This window comes from Streptomyces sp. NBC_01451 (genome assembly GCF_036227485.1).
In the GTDB taxonomy this organism is placed as follows: Bacteria; Actinomycetota; Actinomycetes; order Streptomycetales; family Streptomycetaceae; genus Streptomyces.
The window spans coordinates 6,186,761-6,201,304 of sequence record NZ_CP109479.1; the positions used below are offsets into that span (position 1 = coordinate 6,186,761).

At 70.4% G+C, this 14,544-nt stretch carries 14 protein-coding genes and 1 tRNA gene; 5 read left to right on the top strand and 10 right to left on the bottom strand.

Translation table 11 applies throughout. The features are described 5' to 3' along the window. Positions 1-337 precede the first annotated feature (337 nt). Complete coding sequence (locus OG595_RS27235) at positions 338-1,393, top strand: LacI family DNA-binding transcriptional regulator (protein ID WP_329276467.1); 1,056 nt, start codon at positions 338-340, stop codon at positions 1,391-1,393. A 37-nt stretch (positions 1,394-1,430) separates the two neighbouring features. On the opposite strand, the gene OG595_RS27240 is transcribed toward OG595_RS27235, so the two are convergent. Further along, positions 1,431-1,802 (bottom strand): hypothetical protein, encoded by a 372-nt coding sequence (locus OG595_RS27240; protein WP_329276469.1) that lies wholly within the window; start codon positions 1,800-1,802, stop codon positions 1,431-1,433. 90 nt (positions 1,803-1,892) lie between these two features. Here OG595_RS27240 and OG595_RS27245 point away from each other — a divergent pair, with 90 nt between their 5' ends. Beyond that, on the top strand, positions 1,893-2,699 hold the full coding sequence (locus OG595_RS27245) for a serine/threonine protein kinase (RefSeq protein WP_329276471.1): 807 nt from the start codon (positions 1,893-1,895) through the stop codon (positions 2,697-2,699). Here OG595_RS27245 and OG595_RS27250 read toward each other — a convergent pair. From OG595_RS27250 to OG595_RS27270, 5 genes are all read right to left on the bottom strand, one after another. Then, positions 2,683-3,195, bottom strand: a complete 513-nt coding sequence (locus OG595_RS27250) for a GNAT family N-acetyltransferase (RefSeq protein ID WP_329276473.1) — start codon at positions 3,193-3,195, stop codon at positions 2,683-2,685. The genes OG595_RS27245 and OG595_RS27250 overlap by 17 nt on opposite strands. Positions 3,196-3,279: 84 nt before the next feature. Next, positions 3,280-3,352, bottom strand: a tRNA-His gene (locus tag OG595_RS27255). Between the two features lie 107 nt (positions 3,353-3,459). Next, positions 3,460-4,065, bottom strand: coding sequence for an oligoribonuclease (orn, locus tag OG595_RS27260; protein WP_329276475.1), 606 nt, complete (start codon positions 4,063-4,065; stop codon positions 3,460-3,462). Positions 4,066-4,297: 232 nt separating this feature from the next. Next, entirely contained in the window at positions 4,298-5,578 is a 1,281-nt protein-coding gene (locus OG595_RS27265) for a helix-turn-helix domain-containing protein (RefSeq protein WP_329276477.1), read from the bottom strand. 386 nt (positions 5,579-5,964) lie between these two features. Beyond that, positions 5,965-6,285 carry a hypothetical protein gene (locus OG595_RS27270; protein ID WP_329276479.1) on the bottom strand — a complete coding sequence of 107 codons (321 nt, stop codon included), beginning with the start codon at positions 6,283-6,285 and terminating at the stop codon, positions 5,965-5,967. A gap of 358 nt (positions 6,286-6,643) precedes the next feature. Here OG595_RS27270 and OG595_RS27275 point away from each other — a divergent pair, with 358 nt between their 5' ends. Both OG595_RS27275 and OG595_RS27280 read left to right on the top strand, forming a co-directional pair. Further along, a complete protein-coding gene (locus OG595_RS27275) occupies positions 6,644-7,171 on the top strand; it encodes a universal stress protein (protein ID WP_006376589.1) in 528 nt (175 codons plus the stop codon). A 170-nt stretch (positions 7,172-7,341) separates the two neighbouring features. Beyond that, positions 7,342-7,911 (top strand): acetate uptake transporter, encoded by a 570-nt coding sequence (locus OG595_RS27280; RefSeq protein WP_329276483.1) that lies wholly within the window; start codon positions 7,342-7,344, stop codon positions 7,909-7,911. Positions 7,912-8,087: 176 nt separating this feature from the next. On the opposite strand, the gene glmS is transcribed toward OG595_RS27280, so the two are convergent. Together glmS and OG595_RS27290 are read right to left on the bottom strand one after the other, a co-directional pair. After that, complete coding sequence (gene glmS / locus OG595_RS27285) at positions 8,088-9,905, bottom strand: glutamine--fructose-6-phosphate transaminase (isomerizing) (RefSeq protein WP_329276485.1); 1,818 nt, start codon at positions 9,903-9,905, stop codon at positions 8,088-8,090. A gap of 17 nt (positions 9,906-9,922) precedes the next feature. Next, positions 9,923-10,180 (bottom strand): hypothetical protein, encoded by a 258-nt coding sequence (locus tag OG595_RS27290; protein WP_164313127.1) that lies wholly within the window; start codon positions 10,178-10,180, stop codon positions 9,923-9,925. Positions 10,181-10,344: 164 nt separating this feature from the next. Here OG595_RS27290 and OG595_RS27295 point away from each other — a divergent pair, with 164 nt between their 5' ends. Continuing rightward, positions 10,345-11,919, top strand: a complete 1,575-nt coding sequence (locus OG595_RS27295) for a purple acid phosphatase family protein (protein WP_329283226.1) — start codon at positions 10,345-10,347, stop codon at positions 11,917-11,919. A 68-nt stretch (positions 11,920-11,987) separates the two neighbouring features. Here the strand turns inward: OG595_RS27295 and OG595_RS27300 are convergent, their stop codons facing one another. Both OG595_RS27300 and OG595_RS27305 read right to left on the bottom strand, forming a co-directional pair. After that, positions 11,988-12,872, bottom strand: a complete 885-nt coding sequence (locus OG595_RS27300; protein ID WP_329276489.1) for a DUF4429 domain-containing protein — start codon at positions 12,870-12,872, stop codon at positions 11,988-11,990. Positions 12,873-12,895: 23 nt separating this feature from the next. Beyond that, positions 12,896-14,386, bottom strand: a complete 1,491-nt coding sequence (locus OG595_RS27305; RefSeq protein WP_329276491.1) for an RICIN domain-containing protein — start codon at positions 14,384-14,386, stop codon at positions 12,896-12,898. Between the last annotated feature and the right edge of the window lie 158 nt (positions 14,387-14,544).

The window sequence follows — 14,544 nt, forward strand, 5'->3', positions numbered from 1 at the left end:
CGCTCCCATCGGTGATGTGTTGAAGGTTCGTCGGTCCGGGCGGGGGTGTCAAGGGCGATGACGGGAGGAGGTGCCTTCAGTTATCGGCCTGTTAACTAATTCGGCGGGACGGTACGAACGGGACGCGGACCGATGGAGATCGGCCAGTGCGGAGTCGGGCACGAGCCGGACGTGAGCCGGGCGGCAGCCGGGCCCCGGCCGGCACCGGGTCCTGCCCGGCGGCTCCCCGGGGCGGTCGGCCTCCGGGGCGACCGGGTGTCCCCGGTGGTGGCGGGTGCCCCCAGGCGGGACTGTTAGATTCCAGGCCAGGGTGATGACAGCGGAAGGGCGGAGCCAGATGGCAAGCCACGGAGCGCGGGGCCGCAGCGGTGGCCGGCCGACCTTGGAAGAGGTCGCCGCGCGCGCCGGAGTGGGCCGCGGCACGGTCTCCCGGGTGATCAACGGCTCTCCGAGGGTCAGTGACGCGACCCGCGCCGCGGTCGAGGCGGCGGTCGCGGAACTCGGCTACGTCCCGAACACCGCGGCCCGCGCCCTCGCCGCGAACCGCACGGACGCGATCGCATTGGTCGTCCCCGAGCCGGAGACCCGCTTCTTCGCGGAACCGTACTTCTCGGACATGCTGCGCGGCGTGGGGAGCGCGATCTCGGACACGGAGATGCAGCTCCTGCTGATCTTCGCGGGCAGCGACCGGGAACGCGAACGCCTCGCCCAGTACCTGGCCGCCCACCGGGTCGACGGTGTCCTGCTGGTCTCGACCCACGCGGACGACCCGCTCCCCGACCTGCTGGCCCAGCTGGAGATCCCGGCGGTGATCAGCGGCCCGAGGTCCGCGGCGGAAACCCTCACCTCGGTCGACTCCGACAACTACGGCGGCGGCCGGCAAGCGGTCGAACACCTGCTCTCCCGGGGGCGTCGGAGGATAGCCCACATCACGGGCCGCCTGGACGTGTACGGCGCCCAGCGTCGCGTCGACGGCTACCGCGAAGCCCTGGAGGCGGCGGGCCACGAGGTGGACGAGGACCTGATCGAACCGGGCGACTTCACCGAGGAGGGCGGTCGCCGGGCGATGACCCGTCTCCTGTCCCGCTGCCCCGACCTGGACGCGGTCTTCGCCGCTTCGGACGTGACGGCGGCGGGCGCCCGCCAGGTCCTGCGCGAGGAGGGCCGCCGCATACCCGAGGACGTGGCCCTCGTCGGCTACGACGACTCGGCCATAGCCCGCCACATGGACCCGCCCCTGACGAGCGTCCGCCAGCCGATCGTGGAGATGGGCCGCGCGATGATCGACCTCCTCCTGGAGGAGGTCGCCGACCGCCGTCCGACGGCGTCCCGGATCCTGGAGCGACGCCGGCTGGTGCTTCCCACGGAACTGATGACCCGTACGTCGTCCTGAAAACGTGGTCCTGAAGACGTGGTCCTGAAGCCGGGGGTCACCAGCCGGGCGGGGGCGAGTCCGGAGGTCGGGGCGGCCGACGCCCGGAGCGGTTGGTGACAAGCCGGATGACGCCGAGGATCACGGCGCCGGCCATCCACAGGAAGACGACGAATCCGGCGCCGAGGGCCGTGCCGAGATCGTTCGCGTTCTCACACAGTTCCTCGCCCCGGCAGTCCTTGCCGGCGTCGTCGGCGGCGTTGATGCCGGCGACGAGCCACAGCAGCATGAGCGCGTTGAAGACCAGGATCACCCAGGTCGGAGGCCGCCACCGGGGAAACCGCCGAGCACGTGGGGCCGGCCGGTGCGGCGGCGGGGGAGCCGTGCCGTCGGCCCACCCCTGGAACCGCTGATGCCGTTGCTTGTGCATGCGAGGCCTCCCGGATTCCGTGACCGGCCCACGCCTCGACGGTACGCCCGCCCTCTGTCCCGCACCCGCCGGAGCGTTCACCCTGGACCCATGGACTCCCACCCGCTGCTGTCCGCCGTCGAGGTCGCCGAGGTCGAGCCCTACCTGCGCAGGACCGGGGAGGTGTTCCGCGTGTTCGGGGACCAGGACTCCGGGTGCGTCGGCTACGGGGTCCAACTCCCGGACGGGGAAAGCTGGTTCGTCAAGGAGGCGGTCACCGGACGTGCCCAGGCCGCCATGGACCGGGCCTGGGCGTTCCACCGCAGGGTGCGCCATCCGGTGATCGTCCCGCAGGTGCACCGGTTCGCGGTACGGGACGGCCGTACGGCGGCGGTGCTGCCCTGGCGGCCGGGCGAGACGCTGTACCAGGGGCGTCAGGCGGGGCCGGACGCCCCCATGACCCGCTTCCGCGCGCTGCCCGTCCCCACCGTCCTCCGGGTGATCGACCGCATCCTGGACGCCCATCTCGCCGTGGAGGCCGCCGGCCAGGTCGCCGTCGACCTCTACGACGGCGCGTTCCTGTACGACTTCGAGGGCGACGCCGTCCACCTGGTCGACCTGGACGAGTACCGTCCGGGGCCGTTCGTGCTCCAGGAGGACCGGCTGCCGGGGTCCAGTCGGTTCATGGCCCCGGAGGAGTGGCGACGGGGCGCTGTCATCGATGTCCGTACGACCGTGTACGTCCTCGCCCGCGCCGCCCGCCTCCTGCTCGACGCCGGTGACGCCGAGCGTCAATGGCGGGGCACGGACGGGCAGTTGGCGGTCGTGGAACGGGCCACCCGGGACGACCCGGGGGACCGGTTCGCGGGGGTGCGGGAGTTCGTGGCGGCCTGGCGGGCGGTCAGCGGGGCGGTGTAGCCGGGGGATCGGGCAGGGACAGCCGCCATCTCACCTCCCCTTCCTGTTCCTCCTCCGTGGGGGACAGGCCCGCAGCCCTTGCCACCGCCGCCGACGCCCGGTGCTCCGGGTGGACGTGCGCGACGATCGAACGGACGGACGATCGCCGGCTCAGCCACTCGACCAGTTCCCGTGCCGCCTCCGAGGCGAGCCCACGGCCCTGCCAGGGCGTGCCCACCACCCAGGCGATCTCCGCGAGCCGCCGGTCCTCGATGACCGTGGCCTGGACGGTGCCCGTGAGGCAGCCGTCGGCGCGCAGCCGCAGGACCCAGTTGAGCCAGGTCACCGAGGGGTCCGGGGAACCGGCGACGAGCCGTTGGTAGCGGGCGCGCAGCGCGTCGGGAGTGCTCGGGGCGCCGCCGATGTACGTGTGCAGGGCGGGGTCCGAGAGCGCCGCCGCCATCTCCTCGGCGTGCTCGACGGCCAGCGGGAGCAGATCCAGGCGGACGGTGCGCAAAGGCGGTGTTCCCACGATGTTCCCAAGGGTTGGGATACGACTGAGGGCTGACCCGTTTTCACAGGTCAGCCCTTGATCGATCAGGGTGAGTGACGGGACTTGAACCCGCGGCATCCTGGACCACAACCAGGTGCTCTACCAGCTGAGCTACACCCACCATGACCGGCTTGGGAAGTCCGTGGGGTCTTCCTGACCGGCCGAGAAAAAGTGTACAGGGTCCGAAGGGGTGCTCGCGCCCGGCTTTCCCCGGGGCTGCCGCAGGGGCTACTGCGTCGTGGGCAGGACGTGCTTCGCCGCGATCGTGCGGGCCGTGTCCGAGTCCGGGCCGGGCTGCGGTACGAAGATCGCCTCGCGGTAGTAGCGGAGCTCGACGATCGACTCGCGGATGTCGGCGAGGGCGCGGTGGTTGCCGTTCTTGGGCGGGCTGTTGAAGTACGCCCTCGGGAACCAGCGCCGGGCCAGTTCCTTCACCGAACTGACGTCCACGATCCGGTAGTGGAGGTACGCCTCCAGGGTGCCCATGTCGCGGAGCAGGAAGCCGCGGTCCGTGCCGACCGTGTTGCCGCACAGCGGCGCCTTGCCCGGTTCCTTGACGTGCTCGCGCACATACGCCAGGACCTGTGCCTCGGCGTCGGCCAGTGTCGTACCGCCGGCCAGCTCGTCCAGGAGTCCGGACGAGGTGTGCATCTGCCGCACCACCTCCGGCATCGTCTCCAGCGCCGAGTCGGGCGGACGGATGACGATGTCCACCCCCTCGCCGAGCACGTTCAGTTCGGAGTCGGTGACCAGCGCGGCCACCTCGATGAGCGCGTCGTCCGACAGCGAGAGACCGGTCATCTCGCAGTCGATCCACACCATGCGATCGTTCATGCGTCTCACCTTACGGGCAGGTGGCGCGGGGCGAACCAGTGGTGCGGTGTGCTCGTTCGGGGGGTTGGGCACCCGGCGCCGGTGCGGGCCTCGCCGGGGGCTCCGCCCCCAGACCCCCATTCGCGCCGAACACGCTCGTCCTCGGTCGCCGGACGGGCCGGATGGTGTCGCCCGGGCTGGAGATGCCGGACGGGCCGGGGAACGTACCCCCGGCCCGTCCGGCACTCAGAAGCTACGCACCGCTCCGCTGCCCGGGCAGGCTCGCGCGGCTTCCGACGTACGGATCCCGCGCGTGCTCCGCCGACAGGCCGACCGAGCTCGCCGTACGCCGGGCCTGGATCGGGACCGGGCTCTCCGGGTGCAGGGCGCGGTCGTGGCCGCCCTGGCCGTGGTGCCCGTGTCCCTGGCCCGCCGTGGTCGGCGTACCCATGCCTCCGCCGGGGCCGCCCTGCGCCCCGGGCAGCCCTCCGTCCGGCTCCTGCACCCGCTCACTCTGCGGCCTGCGCGCCCGGTACGCCGCGCGGTACGCGGCCGGGGACGAGCCCAGCTGGCGGCGGAAGTGGCCACGCAGAGCCACCGGGGATCGGAAGCCGCAACGGCCCGCGACCTCGTCCACCGAGTAGTCCGACGTCTCCAGGAGACGCTGGGCCTGAAGGACACGCTGCGTGATCAGCCACTGCAACGGAGCGCTTCCCGTGAGCGAGCGGAAGCGGCGGTCGAACGTACGACGGGACATGTACGCGCGTGCCGCCAGCGTCTCCACGTCGAACTGCTCGTGAAGATGCTCCAGCGCCCAGGCGACGACCTCGGCGAGCGGGTCGGCGCCGATCTCCTCGGGTAAAGACCGATCGAGATAGCGCTCCTGGCCGCCCGACCGGCGCGGTGGGACCACCAGTCGGCGGGCCAGCGCACCGGCCGCCTCGTTGCCGTGGTCCGTCCGCACGATGTGCAGACACAGGTCGATGCCCGCCGCCGTGCCCGCGGACGTCAGTACGTCGCCGTCGTCCACGAAGAGTTCCCGTGGGTCGACATGGACGGACGGATAGCGCTTCGCCAGCGTCGGTGCGTACATCCAGTGTGTTGTCGCCGGGCGGCCGTCCAGCAGGCCCGCCGCCGCGAGGACGAACGCACCTGTGCACAGGCCGACGATCCGCGCACCCTCTTCGTGGGCCCGACGCAGTGCGTCGAGCGCCTCCTCCGGTGGCGGCGCTGTGATCGAACGCCAGGCGGGCACGACGACGGTGCCTGCCCGCGCGATCGCCTCCAGGCCGTTCGGTGCGGTCAGTTCCAGCCCGCCGGTGGTCCGCAACGGACCCTCTTCGCCTCCGCACACCAACAGTCGGTAGCGCGGCACTCCGGCGTCCTGGCGGTCGATCCCGAACACCGAAAGTGGTATGGAACTCTCGAAGATGGGGCCGCCGCTGAACAGCAGCACCGCGACGATCTCCTTGCGGCGTCGCCCGGAAAGTTTCCGGGCCGCGGCTTCCGGCGCGGCAGTGGAGTCGTGGCTCATACTGCTAAGCCCCCCTCGGTGGTCGCGTCGCCCCTATCTTGTCGGGCTTGTCGCTCCAGCACGTTTCCCCTCGGTCCTGCACGAGTCCCCCGCCGTAGACAGTCAAGATCGAATCTACTGTGTCCCATGATGCCGAGGTGACCAGTTGGTCACTCGACGGATTGTCGACTTGGCAACTTGGCGTAAAGCATTCGATCACGAAGCGTTGCACTCGTGGGGCGCGCAGGGAAGTGCGCCTCGTCGCAGTGGCCAATCCGCGTAGGGTGCACGGGCCCGCCGGGACCCTTTCAGTGCAGGTGGAACAGGGGTTTGGGGGTTGTTCGGCCAAGGGGTGCACGGTAGCCGGAAGTTGGCTGAAAAGCATCGGGCGCGTGCGCGAAAACAGGTCAGTCGACCGGTGTAGTTCCGCCAGAGTGCCGGCCGCCGCGGTGGGCGCCGGAAACGGTCCCGGAATGGGCGCCGGAAGGGGTCCTGCCGTGCCGTCCCCGGGGCGGGGCGCTCTCCTCGGCCGGCATCCGGGCCGCGCCGCGCTCGGACTGCCGCAGCAGCACCCGGCACACCCCGGTCACGGCTGCCAGCCCAAGTGCCGTACCGGCCGCGCCGCCGAGCGAGGTGCCGTAGAGGACGAGCACCACGGGGACCAGGACGCAACTGAAGGCCGCCCAGCGGACGAGGTCGCTCGCGGAGTCCTGGCTCGGTGAGGTCATGGCTGCTCCCTGTGACGACTGGTCGACGACGGGTCACGGGGTTCAACGCGTGTTCGAGCGGTCGGTCACTGGCCAGGATGTCCGGAAGATGTGCGCGAGCGTGATCGGAGTAGGCGAGATGTAGGCGAACCCTGTGGAAACAGCCTGTACGTGGCAGCAACCATTGCGTTACGGGCACCCCCTCGTGCATGCTCCCTGGAACCCGTCCGGAGCACGTGCGGGCTATGGGCTACGGAGGAGTGTCGCCGTACCCTTGGGGGTATGGGGTTGGGAAGATGATTCCCGGACACAGCTCCGCCGCACTCCGTCGTCCCACATCACGTTGTCCCACCACGAGGATCAAAACGCCGAGAATCCCATGGCCGGTCACGAATTCCTGGAACCCGCGGACCGCAAGCGCCCCGTCGCCGATCACACGGCGGCCGAGCCCTTGGCGGCGGAAGAACCACGTCAGTCCTGCGACCCCGCGTTCAAGCACGGTGTCGTCGTGGGCTTCGACGGCTCGACGTCGAGTGAGCGCGCCCTCGCGTACGCCATCGGCATGGCCCACCGCTCCGGTTCGGGTCTGATCATCGTGCATGTGGCCAACCGGCTGCCCACCACGGTGTGGGCCGGCTGCGAGCCGCCCGTCTTCGTCGACGTGCCGGACCACAGAACCGAGGTCCTCGGGCTCGAACTCGCGTGCGCGGACTACCTGGCCGAGGTGCCCTGGATCCTCGTCGAGCGCGGCGGCGACATCTGCCACGAACTCGAAGAGGTCGGGCGCGAGTACGAGGCCGACGCCATCGTCGTCGGCTCGACCCACGGCATCGTCGGGCGCATCTTCGGGTCGGTGGCCGGGCGGCTCGCGAAGCGCGCCCAGCGGCCTGTCGTTGTCATTCCGTAACTCCCCCTTCTCCTGCGTGAGATGAGCGGTGGGTACCGCCGATCTCCCTTGTGGCGTGCCTTTTTGCGTTGAGCAAACCTACTTGTGCGTAGAGGTGTTTGTGTCCTTGTGAAGGGCATATATCGGTCACCGCACAAGCTGTACGGGCACATGCACGAAGGGAGCCCGCCGTGGACAATGACGTCTCCGCGGGAAGCATCACCACGATCCTCGGCCATCTCGCGCTCGGACTCACCCTGTTGGCCTTCGGCCTCGGGCACACCGAGGTGATCGACGGCGTGACGGCCGCGAGCGCGGTCCCACTCGCCACCTACGTCGGCGGCCTCGCCCTCTTCATCGCCGGGCTGCTGGCCTTCCGCGACCGGGACACCTTCACCGGTACGGCCTTCGCCGCCCTGGGCGCGTTCTGGTTCACCTGGGGAGTCGGTGCCGACAGCCAGGTCTCGGCCAACGCGGCGGGGCTGTTCCTGCTGCTGTTCGCCCTCGTCGCGCTGAGTCTGACGCTGGGAGCGTCCGCGGCGGCTCCGCTCACGCGGGGTGCGTACGGCATGTTGTTCGTGGCGATGCTGCTGCTCGCCATCGCGCAGTTCGGGGACTCCGGGGGACTCGCCAAGGTGGGCGGATGGTTCGCCGCGGTGGGCGGCCTGGCCGCCTGGTACGCCGCGACGGCGGCACTGGCCCACTGGCCGACGGTTCTTCCACGACGTGCTGCCGGCCGGGGCGTGACGGCCACCGGTTAGCCGCGCAGGCTGGGGGTTTGGGCGATCCCCGGCGATATGAGCGGACCCCTCGTGTCTGGTGGCAACACGGGGGGTCCGCTTCTGTTCGTCGGCCTCTGCGGGGGCGTGGGGGCTGGTCGCGCAGTTCCCCGCGCCCCTGGCGGGCGCCCCTTCGGGGCGGCCCTCCAGGAGGCCGGCTACTCCACCGTGACCGACTTCGCCAGGTTCCTCGGCTTGTCGATGTCCCGGCCCAGGGCCAACGCCGTGTGGTAGGCGAGGAGTTGGAGGGGGATGCCCATCAGGATCGGGTCCAGTTCGTCCTCGTTCTTCGGGACGACGATCGTCTCGTCGGCCTTCTCCTGTTCCTGGTGGGCCACCGCGAGGATGCGACCGCTGCGGGCCTTGATCTCCTCCAGGGCGGCGCGGTTCTTCTCCAGGAGGTCGTCGTTCGGGACGATCGCGACCGTGGGCAGCGCGGGCTCGATGAGGGCCAGCGGGCCGTGCTTCAACTCCGAGGCGGGGTAGGCCTCGGCGTGGATGTACGAGACCTCCTTCAGCTTCAGGGAGGCCTCGCGGGCCACCGGGTAGCCCCGGACGCGGCCGATGAAGAGCATCGAGCGGGCCTCGGCGTACTGCTCGGCCAGCTTCTTGATCTCCTCCTCCTGCTCCAGGATCTCGGCGATCTGCCCGGGCAGCCTGCGCAGGCCCTCGATGATCCGCTTGCCGTCCCGGACGGAGAGGTCGCGGGTGCGCCCGAGGTGCAGGGCCAACAGGGCGAAGGCGACGGTGGTGTTGGTGAAGCACTTCGTCGAGACGACGCAGACCTCGGGGCCGGCGTGCACGTACATGCCGCCGTCCGCCTCGCGGGCGATCGCCGAACCGACGACGTTCACGATGCCCAGCACCCGCGCGCCCTTGCGCTTCAGCTCCTGTACGGCGGCCAGCACGTCGTACGTCTCACCGGACTGGGAGACGGCCACGTACAGGGTGTCGGGGTCCACGACCGCGTTGCGGTAGCGGAACTCGGAGGCGGGCTCGGCGTCGGCGGGGATGCGGGCCAGCTCCTCGATCATCTGGGCGCCGATCATGCCCGCGTGGTACGAGGTGCCGCAGCCGAGGATCTTCACGCGCCGCACGGCACGCGCCTCGCGGGCGTCCAGGTTGAGGCCGCCGAGGTGGACCGTGGAGAAGCGGTCGTCGATCCGGCCGCGCAGGACGCGGTCCACGGCGTCGGGCTGCTCGTGGATCTCCTTGTGCATGTACGTGTCGTGGCCGCCCATGTCGTACGAGGCGGCCTCCCACTCCACGGTGGTCGGCTCGGCCGTCGTACGCGTGCCCTCGGTGGTGTACGTGCGGAAGTCGTCGGCCTTGAGGGTGGCCATCTCGCCGTCGTCCAGCGTCACTATCTGCCGCGTGTGGGCGACCAGCGCGGCGATGTCCGAGGCGACGAACATCTCCTTCTCACCGATGCCGAGGACGACCGGCGAGCCGTTGCGGGCCGTCACGATCCGGTCGGGGAAGTCGGCGTGCATGACGGCGATGCCGTACGTGCCCTCGATCACGCGCAGCGCCTGGCGGACCTTCTCCTCCAGGGTGTCGGCCTGGGAGCGGGCGATGAGGTGGGTGAGGACCTCGGTGTCCGTCTCGGAGAGGAACTCGACTCCGTCGGCTTCGAGCTTCTTGCGCAGGTCGGAGGCGTTGTCGATGATCCCGTTGTGGACGACGGCGACCTTGTTGTCGGCCGACATGTGCGGGTGCGCGTTGTGGTCGGAGGGGGCGCCGTGCGTGGCCCAGCGGGTGTGGGCGATGCCCGTGGTGCCGGCGAAGCGCTTGGGGACCTTGGCCTCCAGGTCCCGGACCCGGCCCTTGGCCTTGACCATCTTCAGGCCCGCAGCCTTCGGCGAGGTCACGACGATGCCCGCCGAGTCGTAGCCGCGGTACTCCAGGCGCTGAAGGCCTTCGAGGAGCAGCGGCGCCACGTCACGCCTGCCGATGTATCCGACAATCCCGCACATATATGAGTACCTGGTCCCTAGCCGTAGACGATGCGGCGCAGCTGCCGGAGGGTGAGCTCCGGCGGTGCGACCGCTCTGTATTTCAGGTCCGCCTCGATCCGGTCGAAGATCGTCGCGTTCACCAGGCCCTGGCCCTGGAGTTCGCGGTGGCGGCGACGGACATAATCCTCGGTTGTCTCGTCGAAGTAGGCGAGAACGTCCTGAATCACCCGCAGCGCCTCGCCCCGGGAGAGGGGTGTGGTACGCGTCAGGTGATCAACGAGTTCGTCGTGCACCCGACGATCCTGAGGTAAAGCGCTGGCAATCGCAAGAATCCTGCCCGATATCGGGCAACGGTCTGTTGAAACTCTTATGGGACCCTGTTCGGGGCCTGTTCACCCTGTGTCCTGCGTGGCGATGGCTGTCCACAGCACTGTTTTCAGCCATGGACACTCCTCGCATGGGCGTACCCGAGCAGCTCGCAGAGCGCATGAGCATGGCCGAGCAGCACGAGTACCTTCGCGCCAAGTTCTCGCGGCGCACGATGATCAGAAGCGGTGCCGTCACCGTCGGCGCCGTCGCGGGCGGTGCGTTCGTGCCGGGCGCCGCCCAGGCCGCGACGCGGACCTCCGCACCGACGCGGCAGACGTACTCGCAGGCCGCGAAGGTCGACGGCGCGCTCGTCGCCCCCTTCGGCCGCCACCTCGCCTGGGGCAACGACCCCCGCACGGAGATCACCGTCTCCTGGCAGGTCCCGGTCGCGGTGAAGAAGCCCTTCATCCGGATCGGCGCCCATCCGTGGGACCTCTCGCGCAAGATCGAGGCCGAGGTCCGCACCCTCTACACCCCGGCCGGCGTCGGCGCCAGCGGCGACCACACCCAGTACTACCTGCACGCCAAGCTCACCCACCTGCGCCCGGGCCGGACGTACTACTACGGCGTCGGCCACGCCGGGTTCGACCCGGCCGAGGCGCACCTGCTGGGCACGCTCGGCACCTTCACCACCGCCCCCGACCACAAGAAGCCGTTCACCTTCACGGCCTTCGGCGACGAGGGCGTCAGCTATCACGCGCTGGCCAACAACAGCCTGCTCCTCGGCCAGAACCCGGCCTTCCACCTGCACGCCGGCGACATCGCGTACGGCGACCCGGCCGGACAGGGCAAGACCTCCGACACCGGCTTCGACTCCCGCGTGTGGGACCAGTTCCTCGCGCAGACCGAGTCGGTCGCCAAGTCCGTCCCGTGGATGCCGGCCTACGGCAACCACGACATGGAGGCCTGGTACTCGCCCAACGGCTACGGCGGTGAGGAAGCCCGCTGGAACCTCCCCGACAACGGCCCGGACAGGAAGAACCTCCCCGGCGTCTACTCCTTCGTCTACGGCAACACCGCGGTCATCTCGCTCGACGCCAACGACATCTCCTTCGAGATCCCGGCCAACCTGGGGCTCTCCGGCGGTACCCAGACCAAGTGGCTGGAGGCGCAGCTCAAGAAGTTCCGCGCCGCCAAGGACGTCGACTTCGTCGTGGTCTTCTTCCACCACTGCGCCTACTGCACCTCCACCGCGCACGCCTCGGAGGGGGGCGTACGCCAGGAGTGGGTGCCGCTGTTCGAGAAGTACACGGTCGACCTGGTCATCAACGGCCACAACCACCAGTACGAGCGGACGGATGTCATCAAGGCGGGCGCGGTCGTCAAGAAGCTCCCGATCGGCGGGACTTCGTACCCCGAGACCGAGGGTGTCGTCTATGTGACGGCGGGCGCGGCCGGCCGCAGCCTGTACGCGTTCACCGCCCCGCTGTCCTACGAGGGCCACGAGAACGAGGTCGACTCCGTCGCCTCCTTCATCAACACCAAGGACGGCAAGGTCAACGAGACGGTCACCTGGTCGCGCGTGCGCTACCTCGACTACTCGTTCCTCCGCGTCGACGTCACCCCCGCCGCCAAGGGCCGCCTCGCCACCCTGACCGTGCGCGGCATCGCGGAGACCGGCGAGGAGGTCGACCGCTTCACGGTCGCGCGCCGCGTACGCTGAGCGTGCTCGTATGCCCCGAAGGCAGGGCGTACGAGCAACACCGACAGGCGGTTCTCCGGCGCGTGTTCCTACATGCGCCTGAGGACCGCCTGTTTGGCGAGCGCGAACTCGTCGTCCGTGAGTACACCCGTCCGGTGCAGCTCACCGAGTTCGCGCAGGCGGCGGAGGTGGGCGTCGTGGTCGTGCTCGACCGTCCCGCCGTCGGGTGCGGGGAGTTCCTCCGGCCGCCGCGACGGTACGTCCGCCACGGGTGTCGCCGGATGCGGCAGGCGGGCCTGGACGGCCGCCGCCACCAACGCCATCAGCGGGTCCTTCTTGAACCCCCACAGCTCCACGGAGTTGGGGTCGTACTTCGGCGGGGCCTTGGTCGGCGCGTGCCGCACACCGAAGCGCAGGTAGCCGTTCTCCAGGCCCACCGCCGGATGCCACTCCACGGCCGCGATGTCGCCGACGGCCAGGGAACGGGGGCCGGCGGCGGCCTTCGCGTCCTCCGTCTTCCAGTTCCACTCCAGCCGGACGTGCTCACCATCGAAGGTCGCGGTGCCGTCCCCGGCCGACACGGACAGCGGTATGGCGGGCCCGGGCAGCAGATACCGGTCCACGGCACCGGACGGCACCTCGTCGAGCAGCAGCGCGTTCCGGACCTCGTCCACGAGGTACTCGGCGACGCCGTACCGGTCCGACTCGACGTTCAGCTGATACGGGTCGTCGGTCTCCGCCAGCTTGCCGCCGGTCGCCTGGAGCAGCGGGTCGGCGCCGTCGCGCAGCCGGAGCCTGAGGCGCCCCGACTTTCTGCCCTGTTCGAAGGAGACACCGGCCAACGCGTGCAGGGGGAGGGTGAGTTCGCCCAGTTCCCTGCGGAGCAGGCTGACGTTCCTGTCCCGCCCCGGGGTGAGCCGGAGGGCGTCACCGTCGAAGACCCATGTGCCGTCCTTCTGGATGATTTCCGCCATGGGGAGATTCTGGCACCGGGCCGTCACAGCCCCAGCGCGCTCGCGGCCTCCTCGTCGGAGGTGAACCGAACCGCCTTGTTGGTCAAGGTCGTTGTGCGCATCGAGAGCTTGCCGTCGCGCTCCCCGATGGCGATCTCCGGGTTGTCCTGACAGACGAGGACGAACGAGTCCCCGGCCGCGGCCCTCGGCAGGAACGCCTGGTCCTCCGGGAAGGGCGCGGAGGCACCCTGCTCGTAGGCGCACGGCCGCTGTTGCATCCCGTCGCCGGCGACCCGGTAGCCCGCGATGTCCAGGCAGAGCCTCGACCCGACGTTCACCAGGGCGACCGCCCCCTTCGTCAGGCGGACGACCTGCCACTCCTGTGTCCGTCCGCCGTCGCAGGCCGCCAGGACGGGGTCGGCGGCGGGGGCGGGGCCGGAACCCGGCGAGGCGTCTGTGGCCGGGCCGTTGACGCAGCGTCCGGTGGACACGCTCTTGAGGGTGATCGTGTCCGTGGTCGCGGCGGCCACGGAGGACGGTGCGATGGAGGCGGTCGCCGTGGCCTGGGGACGCTCGGCTCCCTCGGCGGAGCCGGACCCCGCCAACAGGCGCAGCACCCCGGTGGTCAGCACGGCTGTCACGGCCACGGTGACCGCCACCACGAGCACCGGACGTCTGCGTCCGCGGTCCTCGGCCCGGTGACCTCCGTTCCCGGTCGGCCTGACCGGTGAGGCCGACGAGGCCGGTGTGGCGGGCTCGCGGCTCGGCACCCGGTCCCCCGAGCGCGCCTTGCGGTACGCGGCCCCGCCCCACACCAGTATCTGGTCGACCAGCAGCCGGCGTACGTCCTCCGCGTCACCCACCGCGAGCGTGCGCAGCAGTGTCAGGTCGACGGTGCAGAAGTCGCAGGTGTCCAGGTGCTGTTGGAGGTCCGCGGGCGCCTCACGATGGGTGCCGCGCGCGATGGCGCCGAGCATCGCGCCGTAGCGGAGGCACTGCGGGTCGGCGGTGCGTCCGGCCCGTACGCGCAGGAAGGTGTCGACGAGGCGGCTGCGGGCCGACTGGGCCAGGGAGTCGGCGAACTCCACGGTCGTGTTCAGGATCCTCGCCGCCGACACCGTCTCCTCCGGCTCGGCCAGGCACAGCCACAGCGCGGCCCGCTGCTGCTCGGGCAGTTGCTCGAAGGCGGCCAGCAGAACCGAGCCGCGCTCCACCCGGTGCAGTGTGTCGACGGGCCCGAAGGTGTCGGCGGCCCGTTTCGACCAGTCGCGGAACTCCTGGCGCAGCAGCCCCTCCCGCCCCTCGTGCAGCCAGCTGTCGGCGGTGCGCCGCACGTCGGCGAGGAGATCGGTGCGCAGGGCGGGTCCGTGCTGCCGCGATCCGCGGGCGAGCACCTGGACGGCCAGGTCGGTGGCGTCGCGCGGCCTCGCACAGAAGGCGTTCGCGTACGCGTGGACAGCCGGGGCGTGTTCCGGCGGGAGGCCGGGCACGGACGGCTGGTGGTGCGGGACTTGCTGTGCAAAGTGCTCGGTCATGAATCTTGACTCCCCACGGAGCGGGCACGGCAAGGCCAGGACCGTAGTGCCGCATTCTGTGCGGGGGCTGTGCGTTCACGCACCCGTGTTACACACACGGAAGCGGTACGGAGGGCGAAGACGTCGACGCGGACGGTGACGAGCTCCCCGGGGACCGT